Annotated in this window: 12 protein-coding genes, 1 tRNA gene and 1 riboswitch; of the genes, 10 read left to right on the top strand and 3 right to left on the bottom strand. The window is 35.9% G+C overall.

Annotated elements, in window-relative coordinates:
• Window positions 1-7: 7 nt before the first annotated feature.
• Entirely contained in the window at window positions 8-1,219 is a 1,212-nt protein-coding gene (fabB, locus tag J4T76_RS00585) for a beta-ketoacyl-ACP synthase I (protein ID WP_267341425.1), read from the bottom strand.
• Window positions 1,220-1,515: 296 nt separating this feature from the next.
• Here fabB and J4T76_RS00580 point away from each other — a divergent pair, with 296 nt between their 5' ends.
• Window positions 1,516-2,781, top strand: coding sequence for a putative DNA modification/repair radical SAM protein (locus tag J4T76_RS00580; RefSeq protein WP_267341423.1), 1,266 nt, complete (start codon window positions 1,516-1,518; stop codon window positions 2,779-2,781).
• Between the two features lie 3 nt (window positions 2,782-2,784).
• On the top strand, window positions 2,785-3,633 hold the full coding sequence (locus J4T76_RS00575) for a TIGR03915 family putative DNA repair protein (RefSeq protein WP_267341422.1): 849 nt from the start codon (window positions 2,785-2,787) through the stop codon (window positions 3,631-3,633).
• A 69-nt stretch (window positions 3,634-3,702) separates the two neighbouring features.
• On the opposite strand, the gene J4T76_RS00570 is transcribed toward J4T76_RS00575, so the two are convergent.
• Window positions 3,703-4,461 carry an MlaA family lipoprotein gene (locus J4T76_RS00570; RefSeq protein WP_267341420.1) on the bottom strand — a complete coding sequence of 253 codons (759 nt, stop codon included), beginning with the start codon at window positions 4,459-4,461 and terminating at the stop codon, window positions 3,703-3,705.
• 135 nt (window positions 4,462-4,596) lie between these two features.
• Here J4T76_RS00570 and J4T76_RS00565 point away from each other — a divergent pair.
• The 5 genes from J4T76_RS00565 to J4T76_RS00545 all read left to right on the top strand — a co-directional run bounded on the left by J4T76_RS00565 (window position 4,597) and on the right by J4T76_RS00545 (window position 12,001).
• Window positions 4,597-4,668: transfer RNA gene (locus tag J4T76_RS00565), tRNA-Arg, on the top strand.
• A gap of 1,561 nt (window positions 4,669-6,229) precedes the next feature.
• Entirely contained in the window at window positions 6,230-9,052 is a 2,823-nt protein-coding gene (locus J4T76_RS00560) for a type VI secretion system Vgr family protein (RefSeq protein ID WP_274460490.1), read from the top strand.
• 7 nt (window positions 9,053-9,059) lie between these two features.
• Window positions 9,060-10,043 carry a hypothetical protein gene (locus J4T76_RS00555; protein WP_267340675.1) on the top strand — a complete coding sequence of 328 codons (984 nt, stop codon included), beginning with the start codon at window positions 9,060-9,062 and terminating at the stop codon, window positions 10,041-10,043.
• Complete coding sequence (locus J4T76_RS00550; protein ID WP_267355193.1) at window positions 10,043-11,200, top strand: hypothetical protein; 1,158 nt, start codon at window positions 10,043-10,045, stop codon at window positions 11,198-11,200. Before J4T76_RS00555 ends, J4T76_RS00550 begins: the two co-directional genes overlap by 1 nt.
• A gap of 594 nt (window positions 11,201-11,794) precedes the next feature.
• Window positions 11,795-12,001: a hypothetical protein gene (locus tag J4T76_RS00545; protein ID WP_267340677.1), complete on the top strand. Its 207-nt coding sequence runs from the start codon at window positions 11,795-11,797 to the stop codon at window positions 11,999-12,001.
• Between the two features lie 425 nt (window positions 12,002-12,426).
• Here the strand turns inward: J4T76_RS00545 and J4T76_RS00540 are convergent, their stop codons facing one another.
• Window positions 12,427-12,555, bottom strand: a complete 129-nt coding sequence (locus J4T76_RS00540) for a hypothetical protein (RefSeq protein WP_267340678.1) — start codon at window positions 12,553-12,555, stop codon at window positions 12,427-12,429.
• A 294-nt stretch (window positions 12,556-12,849) separates the two neighbouring features.
• Window positions 12,850-12,955: riboswitch (TPP riboswitch) on the top strand.
• 40 nt (window positions 12,956-12,995) lie between these two features.
• On the opposite strand from J4T76_RS00540, the gene thiB reads away from it, so the two are divergent.
• The 3 genes from thiB to thiQ are packed head-to-tail and all read left to right on the top strand — an operon-like array spanning window position 12,996 to window position 16,304.
• The gene (gene thiB, locus J4T76_RS00535) at window positions 12,996-14,003 is read left to right on the top strand and encodes a thiamine ABC transporter substrate binding subunit (RefSeq protein WP_267356203.1); all 1,008 of its coding nucleotides are present in this window, start codon (window positions 12,996-12,998) and stop codon (window positions 14,001-14,003) included.
• Complete coding sequence (gene thiP, locus J4T76_RS00530) at window positions 14,003-15,607, top strand: thiamine/thiamine pyrophosphate ABC transporter permease (RefSeq protein WP_267356205.1); 1,605 nt, start codon at window positions 14,003-14,005, stop codon at window positions 15,605-15,607. The genes thiB and thiP overlap by 1 nt, the downstream gene beginning before the upstream one ends.
• Window positions 15,594-16,304 (top strand): thiamine ABC transporter ATP-binding protein ThiQ, encoded by a 711-nt coding sequence (gene thiQ, locus J4T76_RS00525; protein WP_267340682.1) that lies wholly within the window; start codon window positions 15,594-15,596, stop codon window positions 16,302-16,304. The genes thiP and thiQ overlap by 14 nt, the downstream gene beginning before the upstream one ends.
• The last annotated feature ends 120 nt before the right edge of the window (window positions 16,305-16,424 follow it).

Genomic DNA, 16,424 nt, shown 5'->3' with positions numbered 1-16,424 from the left:
TGTTCAATTAAGCTTTGTATTTTTTCATCACAATTGAGGCATTCGTACCACCAAAGCCAAAGCTATTTGACATAACGGTTGTTAATTCACGTTCGGTTGGTTTTGTAATAATATTCATGCCAACTGCTGCTTCGTCTAATTCATCGATATTAATACTTGGTGTAATAAAGCCATGTTCAAGCATCAATAATGAATAGATAAGCTCTTGCGCACCTGTTGCACTTAATGAATGGCCCGTCATAGACTTAGTTGATGAGATTGCTGGAATATTGTCACCAAATACTTGTTTGATTGCCCATAACTCTTTTACATCACCTACTGGTGTTGATGTACCATGAGTGTTGATATAATCAACTGGCACATCTAAATCTTGAATAGCAAGTTGCATACAACGCATTGCACCTTCACCTGATGGAGCAACCATATCATAACCATCTGATGTTGCACCATAACCGACTAATTCACCATAAATATGAGCGCCACGCGCTAATGCATGTTCTAACTCTTCTACAACAACCATACCAGCTCCGCCAGCAATAACAAAACCATCACGATTGGCATCATAAGCTCGTGATGCTTTTTCTGGACAGTCGTTATATTTCGTTGATAACGCACCCATTGCGTCAAATTCACAAGACATTTCCCAACAAAGCTCTTCACCACCACCAGCAAAAACGATATCCTGTTTGCCCAGCTGAATAAGTTCAGCAGCGTGACCAATACAGTGCACAGACGTAGCACAAGCTGATGTCATAGAATAACTCACACCTTTAATTTTAAATGGTGTAGCTAAACAAGCTGAAATTGCAGATGACATTGATTTCGTCACTGCATAAGGACCAACGCCACGTAATCCTTTCTCTTTCATACCAGCTACAACATTATATTGAGTTTTAGTTGAACCACCGTAACCTGCAATTAAACCAGTACGTGGATTAGAAACTTGTTCTGGAGTTAACTTAGCGTCTTCAATAGCTTGTTGTAAAGCGAGATAACCATAAATAGAAGCATCGTTCATAAAGCGAACTATTTTACGGTCAATGAGACCTTTAGTATCTAATTTAACATTTCCGCAGATATGACTACGCATTCCGCTATCTTTCATTTCTTGTGAAAAAGTAATACCACTACGGCCAATTTTTAAAGATTCTAAAACTTCTTTGGTATTATTTCCAATACTTGAAAGAATTCCTAATCCTGTTATAACAACGCGTTTCATACAATATTCTGCTCCTAAATTATCTGCTTCTAACAAAAATTGATGTGATTATAGCGTACACTTGTAAGCTCAACAATACCTGAGTAATTCTTTTATCTTTATTTTTTTGTTAATAAATTGATTATTAATATATTAATTAAAAGAATGCGACATTGAATTGATTAAGAATCTTCAAGTTATTGATAGAGTGATGGCTTCAGTTTGGCAAATTAATACCGATTAAATAGCCACACACTTGCAGAGTGTGATGCAGTTACGATATACTGTATATAAATACAGTTTTATGGTGATGCTAAATGAATGAAAAAATGATTGCGAAACTTGAGATATTAGCCGAATCGGCAAAATATGATGTCTCGTGTTCATCGAGTGGATCAACGCGTCGCAATAAAAATAAGGGTATTGGTAGTGCAAGCAAGAGTGGTATTTGCCACACATTTACTGCCGACGGGCGATGTGTATCGTTACTTAAAATTATGTTAACTAACTACTGCATGTTTGATTGTGCTTATTGTATTAACCGGCAAAGTAACGATATTCCTAGAGCAGGTTTTACTCCGCGCGAACTGGCTGAGCTGACCATTGAATTTTATCGCCGAAACTATATTGAAGGGTTATTTATAAGTTCGGGCATTGTACGCAGTCCTGATCATACTATGGAGCGCATGATCCGCGTAGTGAAAATTTTACGTAGTGAGCACCATTTTAATGGCTATATTCATATGAAAGCGATCCCTGGTGCCAGTGATGAACTGATTAATCAAGCTGGATTGTTGGTTGATAGAATGAGCGTTAATTTGGAAATTCCAACCGAAGAAAATCTCAAATTACTTGCGCCAGATAAAGATCATAAAAGCATTTACCAACCTATGCGCCAAATTCATCAAAATTTGCTTGAGAATATAGAAGATCGTAAAAAATTTAGATCTACGCCTAAATTTGTACCAGCAGGGCAGAGCACACAAATGATTATTGGTGCAACGGATGAATCTGACAAACAAATATTACAACTCACTGCCAAGCTTTATAAGCGACCGAGCATGAAACGAGTTTATTATTCAGGATTTGTTCCTGTAAATGGTTATGATAAACGTTTGCCTGTTGTGCAAGATGTACCACGCGTGCGTGAAAATAGACTTTATCAAGCCGATTGGTTATTACGGTTTTATGACTTCAATGTTGATGAAATTGTTAACGATAGATATCCTGACCTTGATTTAACCATTGATCCCAAACTGTCTTGGGCGATCCGTAATCCGCAGTTTTTCCCAATTGATATAAATCGTGATAGTTACCAAAAAATATTGAGAGTACCTGGTATCGGCGTTAAATCAGCCAAATTAATTGTCATGGCAAGGCGTCATCGCCGTTTAACATTTGATGCACTCAAACGGATTGGTGTAGTGTTAAAGCGTGCGCAGTTTTTTATTATTTGTCATGATATGAAAAAATTTAAAATACTCGGCTCATCAGCAGAATATATTAAATTGTCTTTGCAAGATCCCCCTTTGTTGGAAGATCAAATAATTCATCAACCGCATCAACTCGTAATGGGGTGGTAGAGTATGTTAGCATTTTATTACGAAAAGACGTTTGAAGGTGTGCTATGTGCGGTATTTGATGCTTTTAAACTCAAAAAAATGCCCGAATGTTTATTAGCAGCAGGACAGGTGGAACCATTACTGGTGACCGATAGACATCATGTCGAATTTCGAGAATTTAAGTATGAACGTGTGCGCGTAGCATTAATCAATAAATTGAGTAAAACTGCTTTACGACAATTAATGTATGTATGGTTATCTGAATTACCAGATAGTGACTTAATTATCTTTCGATATATTTGCAAAGTGTTTAAAGCCACAAAATCTATCGAAACTGATTTTGCCGATCCCGATGTACTAACGGTGCGCGAAATTGCGAAAAAAGTGAGTAACGAACGTCATCGTATGCTTGAGTTTATTCGTTTTAATGCCATAAAAAATCCACTGAAAAAAATGCATAAGCAAGCATCAGATGACGACGAAAATGAAGTATGCGAAAAAATCTATTTTTCTGTGATTGGTCCTATTTATAATGTACTACCTCTAGTACTCACTTTTTTTAAAGATCGTTTTGCAGATCAAAAATGGGCAATATATGATGAAAAGCGCCAATATGGTTATGTCTATGATTTGAATAGCATTGAACAGGTATCATTGGTAGATAAAGATGATTTAATTATTAATAGTCAAGTTAATCAAAATTATCTCACCGAAGATGAGGTGCTGTTTCAAACAATGTGGCTAAAGTATTGCAATGCGATAACTATAAAAGAACGTATGAATCTCAAATTACAACGCCAACATATGCCAAGTCGGTTTTGGCGATATTTACCCGAAATGAAACTCGCAGTAAAAGATTGCAATGATAATTAGAAAAAAATTTTATAAAATACATAAAAAACCGCCAAACAAGGCGGCTTTTAAAAATATAATTAATTGAGCTTATTGAGAATCTATGTCATTAATTATGCTATTAATGCTTTCTTGCCGTTGCTGCTGTTTTTGCTCATCAACTTTACCACCAGACGCATTAAAATCATTACGTTGGAAGTAAGCATTACGCATAAAGTTATAAGGATCATCACTATTTTTAAGCAAATCTTCATACTCAATTGCCATAGCGCGAGCTTCAATACCATCAAATACGCTTCGGACTAATGCCCATTCCCAATCTAACCAAACAAGTGGCGGATATAAAGTATCGACAATATCACCACCTTCTTGGCGGATTGTTGCAGAACCATAGAAAGGTAACACAACATAGGGACCATAAGGTGTATCATAATGACCTAATACATCACCAAAACTACGTTTAGAACCTTTTTGTAATTGTGGATCAGCCATACCTGCAACATCAAATAAACCGGCTACACCAAAAATGGTATTTAAAAAGAATCGAGCTAAATGTTTACCTGCTTCATGACCTTCACCTTGTAGAGCACTATTGACCATTGATGCGGGTTCTGAAAGGTTAGATGAAAAATTAACGACTCCTTTACGTATCGGTGTGGGTACATAATCTTTCCAAACAACTGCGGCAGGTCGCAAAATGTAAGGATCGAGTGCATAATAATTAACATTAAACATAGTTCTATTGAACCCAGATAACGGATCAGAATAACTATTTGTCTCAGGCTGATAAGTTGCACAACTTGTCAGTGCCAAAACCGTAAACATCATACCTATTATTTTTTTTTTCATAATGTTACCGAATTATCGAATAAAAATGGTAAAGTATTGAATGAACATGATTGTATCATGTTTACTCAAAATAGAAAATTTTTCATGATTTGAATAGCAATGTTTGTTAAAATTTATTAAAATGCATGCTTCTATGACCTCATAGTTAAATGGATATAACGAGCCCCTCCTAAGGGCTAATTGCAGGTTCGATTCCTGCTGGGGTCGAAGTGTTTAATATCGTATCCATTTTATTTAAATCATTTTTTATTTCTATCAATCAAATAATAGATATTTTATAAATAGTATTTTTATCTCATTCAAAAATAAAACGCTATTTATTTAACCTACTGAGGATTTATTACTTTATTAGATTCTTCAATTTAATAGATTGGTCTATAAATAATGTGCAATTTTAAGAATATTTATAAAGTAAATAATTGCATGACGTAAAAAGATCTTTAAAAAAGGTTTAAACTCATTAAGTGCAAATTATCATTGTTCCTTAAAGGAAGAAGTAAGCTAAATAATCGCATTTTATGAAAAATAGCATTAAAAATAAAGATTAACATTTTGAATAGTTGAAATTTTTTAGTAATCTACTTTACCTTCTCCATTTTAAGCCCAAATGAGCTTATAGACAAAATTATTTATTGTTTTTTTTGAAAAAAATAAAAGGATTATGTCTTAATTGCTATAGAGTTAACGTCACAATATAGGTTAAAATAAAACCTATCAATTATTAAAAATCATTTTTACATAAAAATCCATTTACTAAATATTAGAAGTCTCGGCTAAACAATGATTAGTAATAACCATAAATTTGTATAATATCCGATTAATATTAAATAAAATTATTTAATTAAAAACTAGTATGATAAAGCAAATATAGCTATTAAAGCTGATTAGCAACTTCAATTTGCTTTAGTTAATTTTTTTACACTAAAAGCACACAAATTATGGTGGATTAATTATCATTAAAAGAATTTAAAATCTAACTTTCTTTCTTATTTTATAATTAATTTTTAAAACGTTAATAAAAAACTGTACGGGAAAATGGAACTTATTGTGTAGTAAAAAGTTATGAAAAAAGAATATAAAATTAAAAAATAAGGGGTTAAGAAGAAAAAATTCCTCCGGTGATCAACACCAGAGGATCATATGCAAGGGATGACGCATATAACGAGAAAGTTGTTAAATAATAGAATTTTTAATCTTATTTTGTCAAATTTGATCTGAAAAGAAATCGTAAAAAAAATTTCAAAATATTGAAATTGATAGCTAAACCGTTAATACCAATGTTTATATAATTTACAGGGTAATTAAGTGTCTATTTAGTAAAAAATATGGCAATAAATGTAAATAATTCGAAAATAAAAAACAAAAGTTAATTATCTGATTTTTCATTGAACAATAAAAATTGAGATGTTTTTATAAAAAATTTCATTCACGTATGGATCGTTGATGTAAATTCTTTTCTTACAATGTTTAAATGACAAATCGTTATTTTTTTTGATTATTTATTAATTATATCTGTAAGTTATCTTCTTAAATTAAAATTAAAGTATTTTTCAAAAAAAGGTTGCAAAATACACGAAACAGGGTATTTTATATTCTTTTTTAGGTTATTTTTTAACACGAATTCGCTTCAGATTTGAATGATGTTTCTCAATAAAAAAATCAACCTTTTGTTGTCAAAGTAAAGTTAAATAATTGTTCATAACAATAGCAACAACAATAATAACAATAATCTATATTTCGTAAGCATGAAATACTAAAAGAGGATAACATGGATAAAGGATTAACCCATCTGATCAATCCATTGGAAAATGGTTTAAGTCATGGTTTAAAACATGGATTAAAGCGCAGTCTGAAGAAAGGCACCGCCCATAATCGCTATACCTTAACTGTCGATGGTCAAAGCGCGCCGATTTCGGTTTTACAGGTTGCCGGCAATGAACAACTTAACCAGCCCTGGCATTACACCATCACCTTTACCAGCCCACATCCACATCTGGATGCGGAATCGTTTCTCAATCAAAAAGCCTGGTTTCGTTTCAATCCTGTTCATGCCGATTTGACCTCTTTGGCATTGGGTGCCTCAGACTTACTGAACGCCAGCACCCCATTTGATGCATTGCACGAATTAAAACCCTCCGAGTCGTCGGTCAATCCTCAAAGCGCGACAGCGCCCTTAAACGGGTTAAAGCAAAACACGCCACTCAATTCATTGAACGCCTTATTCTCACAAGGTGCATCACGTACGCTCTATGGCGTGATAACCACATTTGGACAGTTATCGGTCAGTCACGACGAGGTCCGCTATCAGGTGGTCTTATCCTCACCATTGGCAAGACTGGGGTTAAGTCACAATTATGCCATTTTTCAGAAACAAAGCGTGATAAGTGTGGTTGAAGAAGTCCTGCGCAGTCATGGCTATACGGGGGTGGATTATCGTCTGGAATTAAACCATCACTATCCGGAGCGAGAATTCATCACGCAATGGCAGGAAAGTGACCTGGCATTCATTCAACGACTGCTGGCGGATGTGGGGGTGTATTTCCGGTTTGAAACGCATGGCGAGCATCATTGTGATGTGATGGTCATCAGTGATAACGAGCAGGGGTATGGGCAGGCGTCGGATATCCGTTACCAACCGCCCAGTGGCACCCTGGATGGTGGACGGGAAAGTGTCTGGGACATCACCTTGCGCAGTCAGGTCGTCGAATCCTCGGTTAAGGTGCAGGATTATAACTACCGCGATGCCAACGCCAGTTTCGTTGGTGAAGTCAACAGCCAACCGAAAGACACCACCACTTATGGCACCGATTACCGTTATGATGAGCATTACAAAGGTCTGACCACACACGGTCAGGCAGAGAAAGACGGGGAAGAGGAAGATAGCAACAACAATAACGACAATAACAACAATTATCACAATAGCAATGACAATGACAATGACAAGAGCCATCATAACAGCGACAATCCTTACGACAATGCGGTGGAAAGTGGTAACTGGTATGCGCGAATACGTCATGAACACGCCATCAGTCAACAAACTATCATCCACGGGAAAAGCAATCATGCCAATCTGACACCGGGTCAACGCATACAGATTAACGGTAGTCCATGGATGGACATTGATGAGGGCGTCCTAATATTAAGTGTGGAAGGGCAAGGCAACCGCACCGAAGCTTACGAACTGCGTTTTACCGCCATACCGTATCACGCCTTAAAACCTTACCGACCGGCACCGCTGCCGGCGCCGACGGTGCACGGCACCCTGCCGGCACGGGTAAGCAGTCCGGATAATGACACTTACGGTTACATTGATACACAGGGTCGTTATCGGGTTAAATTTAACTTTGACTTAAAAGCGTGGAAAAACGGGGAAGAGAGCCTATGGTTAAGACTGGCCAGACCGTATGCCGGCAGCACCTATGGCATTCACTTTCCGCTCATTGACGGCACGCAAGTGGCGGTCGCCTTCACCAACGGCAATCCGGACCGACCGTATATCGCCCATGCCCTGCACGACAGTGTGCACCCTGACCTGGTGACCACGATAAACAAACACCGCAATGTGATTCGCACCCCCACCAATAACAAACTGCGCATGGAAGACAAACGGGGGCAGGAGCACATCAAGCTGGCGACCGAATACGGCAAAACGCAACTCAATCTGGGACACTTAGTCAACCAAAAAAAAGCGTTACGGGGTGAAGGGTTTGAACTGCGCACCGATGAATGGGGGTCGATAGCGGCTGAAAAAGGCTTATACCTGACGACACAAACCGAGCCCAAAGCGCAAGGTCAGCAACTGGATATGCAAGGCGCCATTACCCAGCTGGAAAATGCCTTATCGATAGCCAAAGCGCTGCAACAGGCTGCCAATCAATGCGACGCACACGGTGCTGACACCGCCAGTCAGGACCAGCTTAAAGCAGCGTTAACGACGCTCACTGAAAGTGGCATCTTAGCTTATGCACAGGCAGGCATTGCGTTAACCAGTCCGGAAAATATCCAACTGTCCTCGAGTAACAGTATTTCCTTAACCAGTGAACACCAAACCGACATCCATGCCCTGAAAAACATCACAGTCACATCCGGCGAAGCCATAGGCTTATTTGCCCATAAATCGGGCATGAAACTGTTGGCCAATCAGGGGGAAATCAACCTGCAAGCGCAAAATGCCAACTTGAATATGGCGGCTCAACAAGATATCAAAATCGACAGTGTGGACGGTGAACTCACCCTCACAGCAAGCGAAGAGCTGACGTTAATGTGTGGTGGCTCTTTTATCAAAATCAGCCGTGAGGGCATTGAGCTGGGCACAGCGGATAATGTGTATATAAAAAGCAATGCTCTGCAAAAAATGGGACCGGCAACGATAAATAGTGACTCGTTAACGTTGCCTGATATGATAGGTGATTATGCGGTGAAATTTATTTGCAATGATGAAACCGGAAAAATCTATGCCAACGAGCCTTATATTGCCACACTACCTGATGGAAAAAAAGTGCAGGGTAAAACGGATGAAAATGGACATACAAAAGCCTTTCATACTGTCAATGAAAACGAAACAATAACCATAGAAATGATAAGCAGGTAAGTTAATTATGCCCAATAACAATGGAAATCAAAAAAATCGCCCTGTATTTACGGCCCAAACAAAAAAAATTGAACGTGGAAACATAGTCTTTCATAACATCAAACTAAAAAATGTGCAAATTCCTTTATTTGTGTTATTTGCTTATGGTGGTACGGGAGCATCAGACTTTAAAAGAGCAGCAGAACATAAACGATCGAGAATATTGAAAAAATATCCAAATGCAGAAGTAAGAATTATTAAAGGTTTTGAACATCCACCACAATTTAAAGCAGAATGGACAAAGTTGTATAATGAACTTACCAACGCTAAAACGGCAGCAAAATACGCATTGTGGCAAGTTCATTATTTCGGTCATGGTAGCCATGAATCTTTAATTTTTAGAAATAATAAAAAAATTTGTTTTGACAAAGAAGATAACATAAAGCGTTTACCTTGGCACCCAAATGAGGGCATTTTTGTTTTACACTCTTGTCGGGGTAGTGCGTATGAAGATACGCTAGATATAACAAAAATAAAGAATCAAATTTGTTTAGCGAAAACCATATCAGAATTACAAGAAACTCGTTGTTTAGGACAAGTGACTTATGCAAATTTTGCGGGCAATGTTGACGAGTTTAGTAATCTTGCAGTTAGTATCATGGGTTATGGACAGATTACAGCATCCAATTCCACATTAGATAATGCTTCTTATAAATATCGACCAAAAAGAGAGATCAATAAAATGATCATGCCATTTACTTCTTGTGCCCTATGGGGATATGCTTTATCCACTGGAGAAACATACAAAAAAACATTGATAAATATGAATGTTTATAAGGAAGAAATGATTAAAAGAGGTGTACTAAATCCCATTTATCCCATATATGAAGAAATAAAAAAACTTGCACCCAAAAATCAAATTTTACCTTGCCGGGTTTTTAACAAAGGCAAATTAGAAGGTCGCATTGTCAAAGTGGATGTCTTTAATCAGAATGATTTGGAATATCTTTAATGAATTATCCTACAAGAACAATTCAATCTTTACTAAAAAAGTTAATCATATGTGTAATTGGTTTTTGTGTTGTGATTAGTCTGATTTATTTAAATACTGATCATTCAAAAAAACGAAACCACAAGCTTAATCAACTGGAAAATCTACCTATGGACTTTACCATTTACCCTTCAACCATTCCTGAAAATCAATTATTACGTATTGACGAAGCTAAAAAGCTGTATGAATCAGCCTTTGACGATCAAGTATTTCATGCGGTAGTTAGTCCGGACAACTTAGTCAAATTTTTAAAACATGCCTGGCAATGGGATAAAAATGCCATGCCGTATTATTATTCTCTCCTTACTTGGCAGAAACATTTTAATGAAGATTACAAAGAAGAAGGGATGATCTCATTTACAGAATTTATGGATAAGTATCGGGATCAGTTAGTGGATAGTGCAGGTAAACCGTTAGTAGAACCAGAGGTGTTTAAAAGTACTAAAATGAGAAGTTATTTGTGGGATAAGTTTGCCGATTTAAAATATCCCTATTTTGCGTATGAAAAGGGCTTGGGAATGGGTTTTTGTTGGTATGATGAACAAGGAATGGCGCGCTCTTGTCCAGATGAGCAATTAGAAAAAAGTATTGAGTATTTAAATTTTGCAATTGAAGGTGGCTATCACTGTTACGAAGATTTAACAGCCCGAATATTATTTCAACAAGGAGACCATTACAAGGATAAAGAATACGAGAAACTGAATAAATTAATCGAATACCGAAAAATATTAAAATTAGACGATTTAAAACAGGCCATAGATTATGCGCAGCTAATGGCGGAACATAGCTCAATTATAGGAATATTACGCGTGACTGAAGCGTATTTATATGGTTTAGGACGGGATCAAGATCCGATGAAAGCCTATGCCTGGTCGCTGTTAAGTGATTATGCAAAACAAAAAATCATCAAGATAGGCAATAATTTAGCATGGTATGCTTATCAACTACCGCCTGTTTGGGAATATAATAAGCAAATTCAACATCGATTAGAACAGCAACTTAGCCCAACCGAAAAACAAGCGGCACTAGACTACTTGGAAGAGCTGAAAACCAAAATAGTAACTTGGGATTATAATGAATGGAGAGATGAAATAGATGATTTTCATCCTCAACCTTAGACGAAATCCTGTATTAATTGCAAATAGGGTTTGCTTATGTGATATAAATGGATCATCAAAAGTCATAGAAGTGTTAGACGAATGGTGGATTGAACCGCAAATGATCCAAACCAATTTATGTATGCGAACCTCTCTATTTAGCAACAATGCATTCATTGCCGATAAAAAAATTTTTTAAGAGTCACGGATCAAAAAAAAATCAATGGTTAATCGATATATGAGTCTTTAGTCCTAGAAAATTAATCTTGGATAAGTAGGAAAATATGTGGAATAGAAAACAACAGCAGTCGTTCTAATATAATACTGTTCCAACCACAGACAATAAGCTACATACTATGTTAAATAAAAAAGAAAGAATTATTGTGCCAAATATTTTATTCCGGGAATGATGGGCAGTAATTTAAAAGTTAAACATAAAGATAGCAGAGATATAAATTCAGAAAAAGTTTGGCGTTTAGAAAATAGCATGTCAGCTGTTGGGTTGTTGAAGGTTAACAACATCAATGAAAAAAACTGCAACAGATCATATTGGTGCTAAAAATCGTCTTGATCTTTCTGAGTTAAAGGAGATACGAACTCTTATCTCGAGTGCGTATGGCTGATTTATCAAAAAAACAACAAGTGACGCAAAGCTTAGAAAATTCCTCAATCCGTTGCTTAGGCACTTATCTAATTAATTTACCAGTTCAATTTGAAGCAAGTCACGGAGGATGTTGTTATTATCAGAGTGATAATAACAACATTGCTACTCAACGACAATATTTGCTCTCTTTTAAACAAATGATAACCCTGCGTGAGTAAGAGTTGAGAGAAACTAAGCCTGATCATTTGATTGATGGAAGTTATTTGAAAGCAATTATATCCTTTATCCCTTAAAAGATCCTGATAGAGCACCAAGGTGTCATTTTTGAACGTATGGAGGATACGAGTACATCCGATATTTCAATCTTTTAGAAGGGTACCGATGGCAGAGGGTATGTATTTATGTTAGGAATTCATATGACAGATCCAACTTTTAAATCCCCCCTATAGGGTATCAGAATGTATTACAAAATTCCTTTTAATGAAACACAGGCACATACTGAAGAGCAATTGATGTTCATTTGGCGTCAAATCAACAGCTGTATTCGAAAGCGCGATAGCACTTTTGAATCTGATTAGGTGTGTTTTTTGAAGAGAGCTCCATAATTTATTGAAAGATATCGGATAAAACGATATTGTTTGGTTTAATAATGATATGCAATCTGATTGCCCATTTCAAATGGTAAGGCTTTCAAAAATGGATCTTTTGCATCTAATACCAAAAAGTTACTTCTGGTAATTAATGAATGCAAGGCATATTCATCAATTACCATAGGATCCTTTCCAGAAAAAATTTTCAAATGAATAGAAGAATAAATGATAAATATACAATAATAATATAAAAACAGAAAAACGAGACGGTATAGACTCCTAAATATTTTTTATAAATATCGCTATTTTTCATTTAGCATATCCATTTTTTATACTTAGATGAGGATCTTAGGTTGATAATTATTGATATAATTGAAATTTATTTGAAATCAATGGATTTTCTTACTTAAAAATGATTACAAAAAAACAAACGACTTTCTTTATTTACAATCATTCAACTAACTACTAAACTAACATCGTTCTCAACGGGGTGTCCTAAGGACTGAGAGTATTATTTGCTAATGCAACTCGTCGAACCTGAACTGGGTCATGCCAGCGGAGGGATTTGAGTTATTGTTTCTGCTCAAACCTTTTGTCTTTTATTCGCTTTTTTGGAGGCAAAATGTTTTGTAATAAATTTTTACAGTCATTTTTATTTTCTGTGTTTTTCGTGGCAACTTCAGCCAATGCTAATCTTTATGATAAACCTACTTTGACCATTTATAGTTACAACTCTTTCATTTCTAAGTGGGGACCTGGCGAAGTTATTAAACAGGGTTTTGAAGCTCAATGTGATTGCCAACTTAATATTGTTACTCTGGGGGATGGTGTGTCAATTTTAAATCGCCTTCGCCTAGAGGGTAATAAAACGAGCGCCGATGTTATTTTAGGGTTAGACAACAATCTTTTAGGGCAAGCCAAACAGGCTGATATAGTTACTCCCCACCAAATAACTAAACCTAATAATCTTAACACTGATTGGTGGGATGAGGATTTTATTCCGTATGATTTCGGTTATTTTGCTTTTATTTATAATAAAGAAAAAATAAAAAGTCCTCCTCACTCATTGCATGAATTAGTTGAAAATAAAGCGAATTGGAAGATTATTTATCAAGATCCAAGAACCAGTACGCCTGGATTAGGTTTACTTTTTTGGGTAAAAAGCATTTACGGTAATGATGCGGTATTTGCCTGGCAAAAGATTGCTAAAAATACCGTAACGGTTACCAAAGGTTGGAGTGAGGCATACGGTATGTTTTTAAAAGGTGAAGCTGATTTTGTGCTTAGTTACAGTACTTCCCCTGTTGCACATATCATTAACGATCAAGATTTTCGTTATAATTCTGCTGTTTTTGATGAGGGGCATTATCGTCAAGTTGAAATAGCGGGCATGACTAAATACAGTCAGCAACCGCAATTAGCACGTCGCTTTTTACAATATTTATTAACGCCTGAGGTGCAACAGCAATTTGCTGAAAAAAATGTTATGTATCCTATTATAAGCACTTTTTTACCACCTGCATTTGACCAGATTAATAAAATCAATAAAGCTCTTGAATTTGATGCACAGAAAGTGGCTGATAATCAAAAAGCTTGGGTACGTGAATGGCAATCAGCCATTAGTCAGTAATGAAAAGTAAACGATTAATCTGTTTATATAGTGCAATGTTGAATTTTAGAACGTTACTGCCAGGTATTAGCGCTGCCAGCTTAATAATATTGGTTTTAGGTACAGCTCTATTTGCACTTTGCTATACAGCTATGAAATACGATAATCTAACAGTCTATTTTGATAACTATTTGTTGCATATTATTTGGATTACTTTCATACAAGCTATATTATCGACATCATTGTCGATATTTGCGGCCGTTGTTATGGCTAAATCGTTAACAATGATTAATTTTTGGGGAAAAAGCTTTTTAATACGGATTATGCCCGTTGCCTTTATTCTACCAACATTAGTTGTAGTAACAGGTCTATTATCCGTTTATGGTCAACATGGTTTATTCGCTTCTTGCTTTGCTTATTTAGGATTATCTTTTTCAACTTCAATTTATGGATTATCGAGCATTTTATTAGCACATGTTTTTTTGAATTTTCCTTATGCAAGTGGTCTATTTTATCAAACATTAAGTAGTGTTCCTGTTGAGCAAAAGCAACTGGCTGCACAGCTGAATTTTTCTCATTTTACTTATTTTAAATTAGTCGAATGGCCATTATTGCGCCGGCAGCTTTTACCTATGTCCGGACTGGTTTTTTTGCTTTGTTTTACCAGTTTTGCCATTGTATTGGCATTAGGAGGAGGACCTAAATATACTACGATTGAAGTGGCGATCTATCAATCGATTCGGGACTTTGATTTGATACAAGCCATCATATTGGCGTTGATTCAACTTATTTGCTGTATTAGTTTTGTTTGGCTTATGAGAAAAATAAATCATTATCGCGATTTGAGTGTGCAGTATATCCGTCCTCATTATTGTTTGCCAATTACTGTGACGATGGGCATCGTTAGTGCTGTTATTGTTGTTTTTGGCGGAATGTATATTTTGTTGCCAATGATTATGTTATTAATTGAAGGTATAAGTTATTTCCAATGGTCGCTGTTAAGTTCAGATTTTCAACAATCGGTTATGTATTCGTTAATAATTGCCTTTGGTTCAGCCATGATTGCTGTATTACTTGCCTTATTATTGCTTTGGACCAATAGCCGCCTACTGATTAATAAACAGCAACAATGGAGCAATCGTTTAATGTTAGTTGGGTCATTAATTTTAGCCATTCCAAGCATGGTGCTTGCATCTGGATTGTTTATTGTGTCATTTCAATGGGCAGATAATGCAGTGTTCGTTTGTGGATTAATGATGCTTTGTAATGGTTTAATGGCATTACCCTTTGTCTTAAAAAATCTTGAGACACCCATGTATGATGTCACATCACGTTATTGGCAATTAAGTCAGACATTAAACATTGTAGGCATTAATCATTTTTATTTAATCGAATATAAATCATTAAAAAAACTCATTACTTTGACTGTGGCTTTTTCGGCATTATTGTCGATGGGTGATTTTGGGATTATTGCATTATTTGGCGGACAGGCAGTCTCCACATTGCCTTTTTATTTATATCAACAAATAGCGCATTATCATTATCAAGAAAGCGCAGTGACGGCTGCATTTTTGTTAATCTTATCTTTTAGTTTATTATTTGTGATGGATTATGATCGAACTTAATCAAATTAATTATCAATATGATGATTTTAAGATGCATTTTAATGTGCAAATTGATGCCCAAGAAAAAGTGGTCATTGTTGGTCCCAGTGGTGCAGGTAAAAGTACCTTTTTAAGTTTGATTGCAGGATTTATTTTTCCAAGTTCAGGGAAAATCATCCTTAACCATCAAAACATGACTCATACTTTACCCGGTAAGCGCCCAGTTTCAATGATGTTTCAAAATAATAACTTATTTGATCATTTAACCGTCGAGCAAAATATTGCTTTAGGTATCAAACCGTCATTAAAGATAACAAATTTTGAGAAGCAAAATGTCGCTGATATGCTGGCTAAAGTTGGTTTAGCCGGTTTTAATGCGCGCTACCCCAATCAACTTTCAGGAGGACAGCGCCAACGGGTTGCTTTGGCACGCTGTTTAATTCAACATCGTCCTATTTTATTGTTGGATGAACCATTCTCGGCATTAGACCAAGCATTGCGGTTTGAAATGCTAGAGTTGGTTAATCATATTTGTGAAGAATTGGCATTAACGTTACTCATGGTATCCCATTATCTGGATGATTCTTTGAACAACTTTTCACGCTGTATAGTCGTTGATAGTGGGAAGATCATTTTTAATAATTCTCCTTGGCAACTTAACAAATTCGAAAATGCGGAAATTGCTAAATTATTAGGTTTGTCATTAAATAAAAAATAGACGGTTTTTTCAAAGATTTACTTAACGAGATGATCTATTAATTTTTTCTAAATATCAGCCTGGTATTACTTAAGGTTTTTTTAATCTAGTATGTGTATTTTATGCGCATCTATAACTATT

Origin of the sequence: Gilliamella sp. B3022, from assembly GCF_028751545.1 — a bacterium.
Taxonomy (GTDB): Bacteria; Pseudomonadota; Gammaproteobacteria; order Enterobacterales; family Orbaceae; genus Gilliamella.
The sequence above is the reverse complement of the archived record's forward strand: the minus strand, read 5'-3'. Positions and strand labels throughout refer to the sequence as shown.

Coding starts and splice junctions, on each gene's coding strand:
- fabB (WP_267341425.1), bottom strand. CDS start 1,219: ATGAAACGCGTTGTTATAACAGGATTAGGAATTCTTTCAAGTATTGGA.
- J4T76_RS00580 (WP_267341423.1), top strand. CDS start 1,516: ATGAATGAAAAAATGATTGCGAAACTTGAGATATTAGCCGAATCGGCA.
- J4T76_RS00575 (WP_267341422.1), top strand. CDS start 2,785: ATGTTAGCATTTTATTACGAAAAGACGTTTGAAGGTGTGCTATGTGCG.
- J4T76_RS00570 (WP_267341420.1), bottom strand. CDS start 4,461: ATGAAAAAAAAAATAATAGGTATGATGTTTACGGTTTTGGCACTGACA.
- J4T76_RS00560 (WP_274460490.1), top strand. CDS start 6,230: ATGGATAAAGGATTAACCCATCTGATCAATCCATTGGAAAATGGTTTA.
- J4T76_RS00555 (WP_267340675.1), top strand. CDS start 9,060: ATGCCCAATAACAATGGAAATCAAAAAAATCGCCCTGTATTTACGGCC.
- J4T76_RS00550 (WP_267355193.1), top strand. CDS start 10,043: ATGAATTATCCTACAAGAACAATTCAATCTTTACTAAAAAAGTTAATC.
- J4T76_RS00545 (WP_267340677.1), top strand. CDS start 11,795: ATGGCTGATTTATCAAAAAAACAACAAGTGACGCAAAGCTTAGAAAAT.
- J4T76_RS00540 (WP_267340678.1), bottom strand. CDS start 12,555: ATGGTAATTGATGAATATGCCTTGCATTCATTAATTACCAGAAGTAAC.
- thiB (WP_267356203.1), top strand. CDS start 12,996: ATGTTTTGTAATAAATTTTTACAGTCATTTTTATTTTCTGTGTTTTTC.
- thiP (WP_267356205.1), top strand. CDS start 14,003: ATGAAAAGTAAACGATTAATCTGTTTATATAGTGCAATGTTGAATTTT.
- thiQ (WP_267340682.1), top strand. CDS start 15,594: ATGATCGAACTTAATCAAATTAATTATCAATATGATGATTTTAAGATG.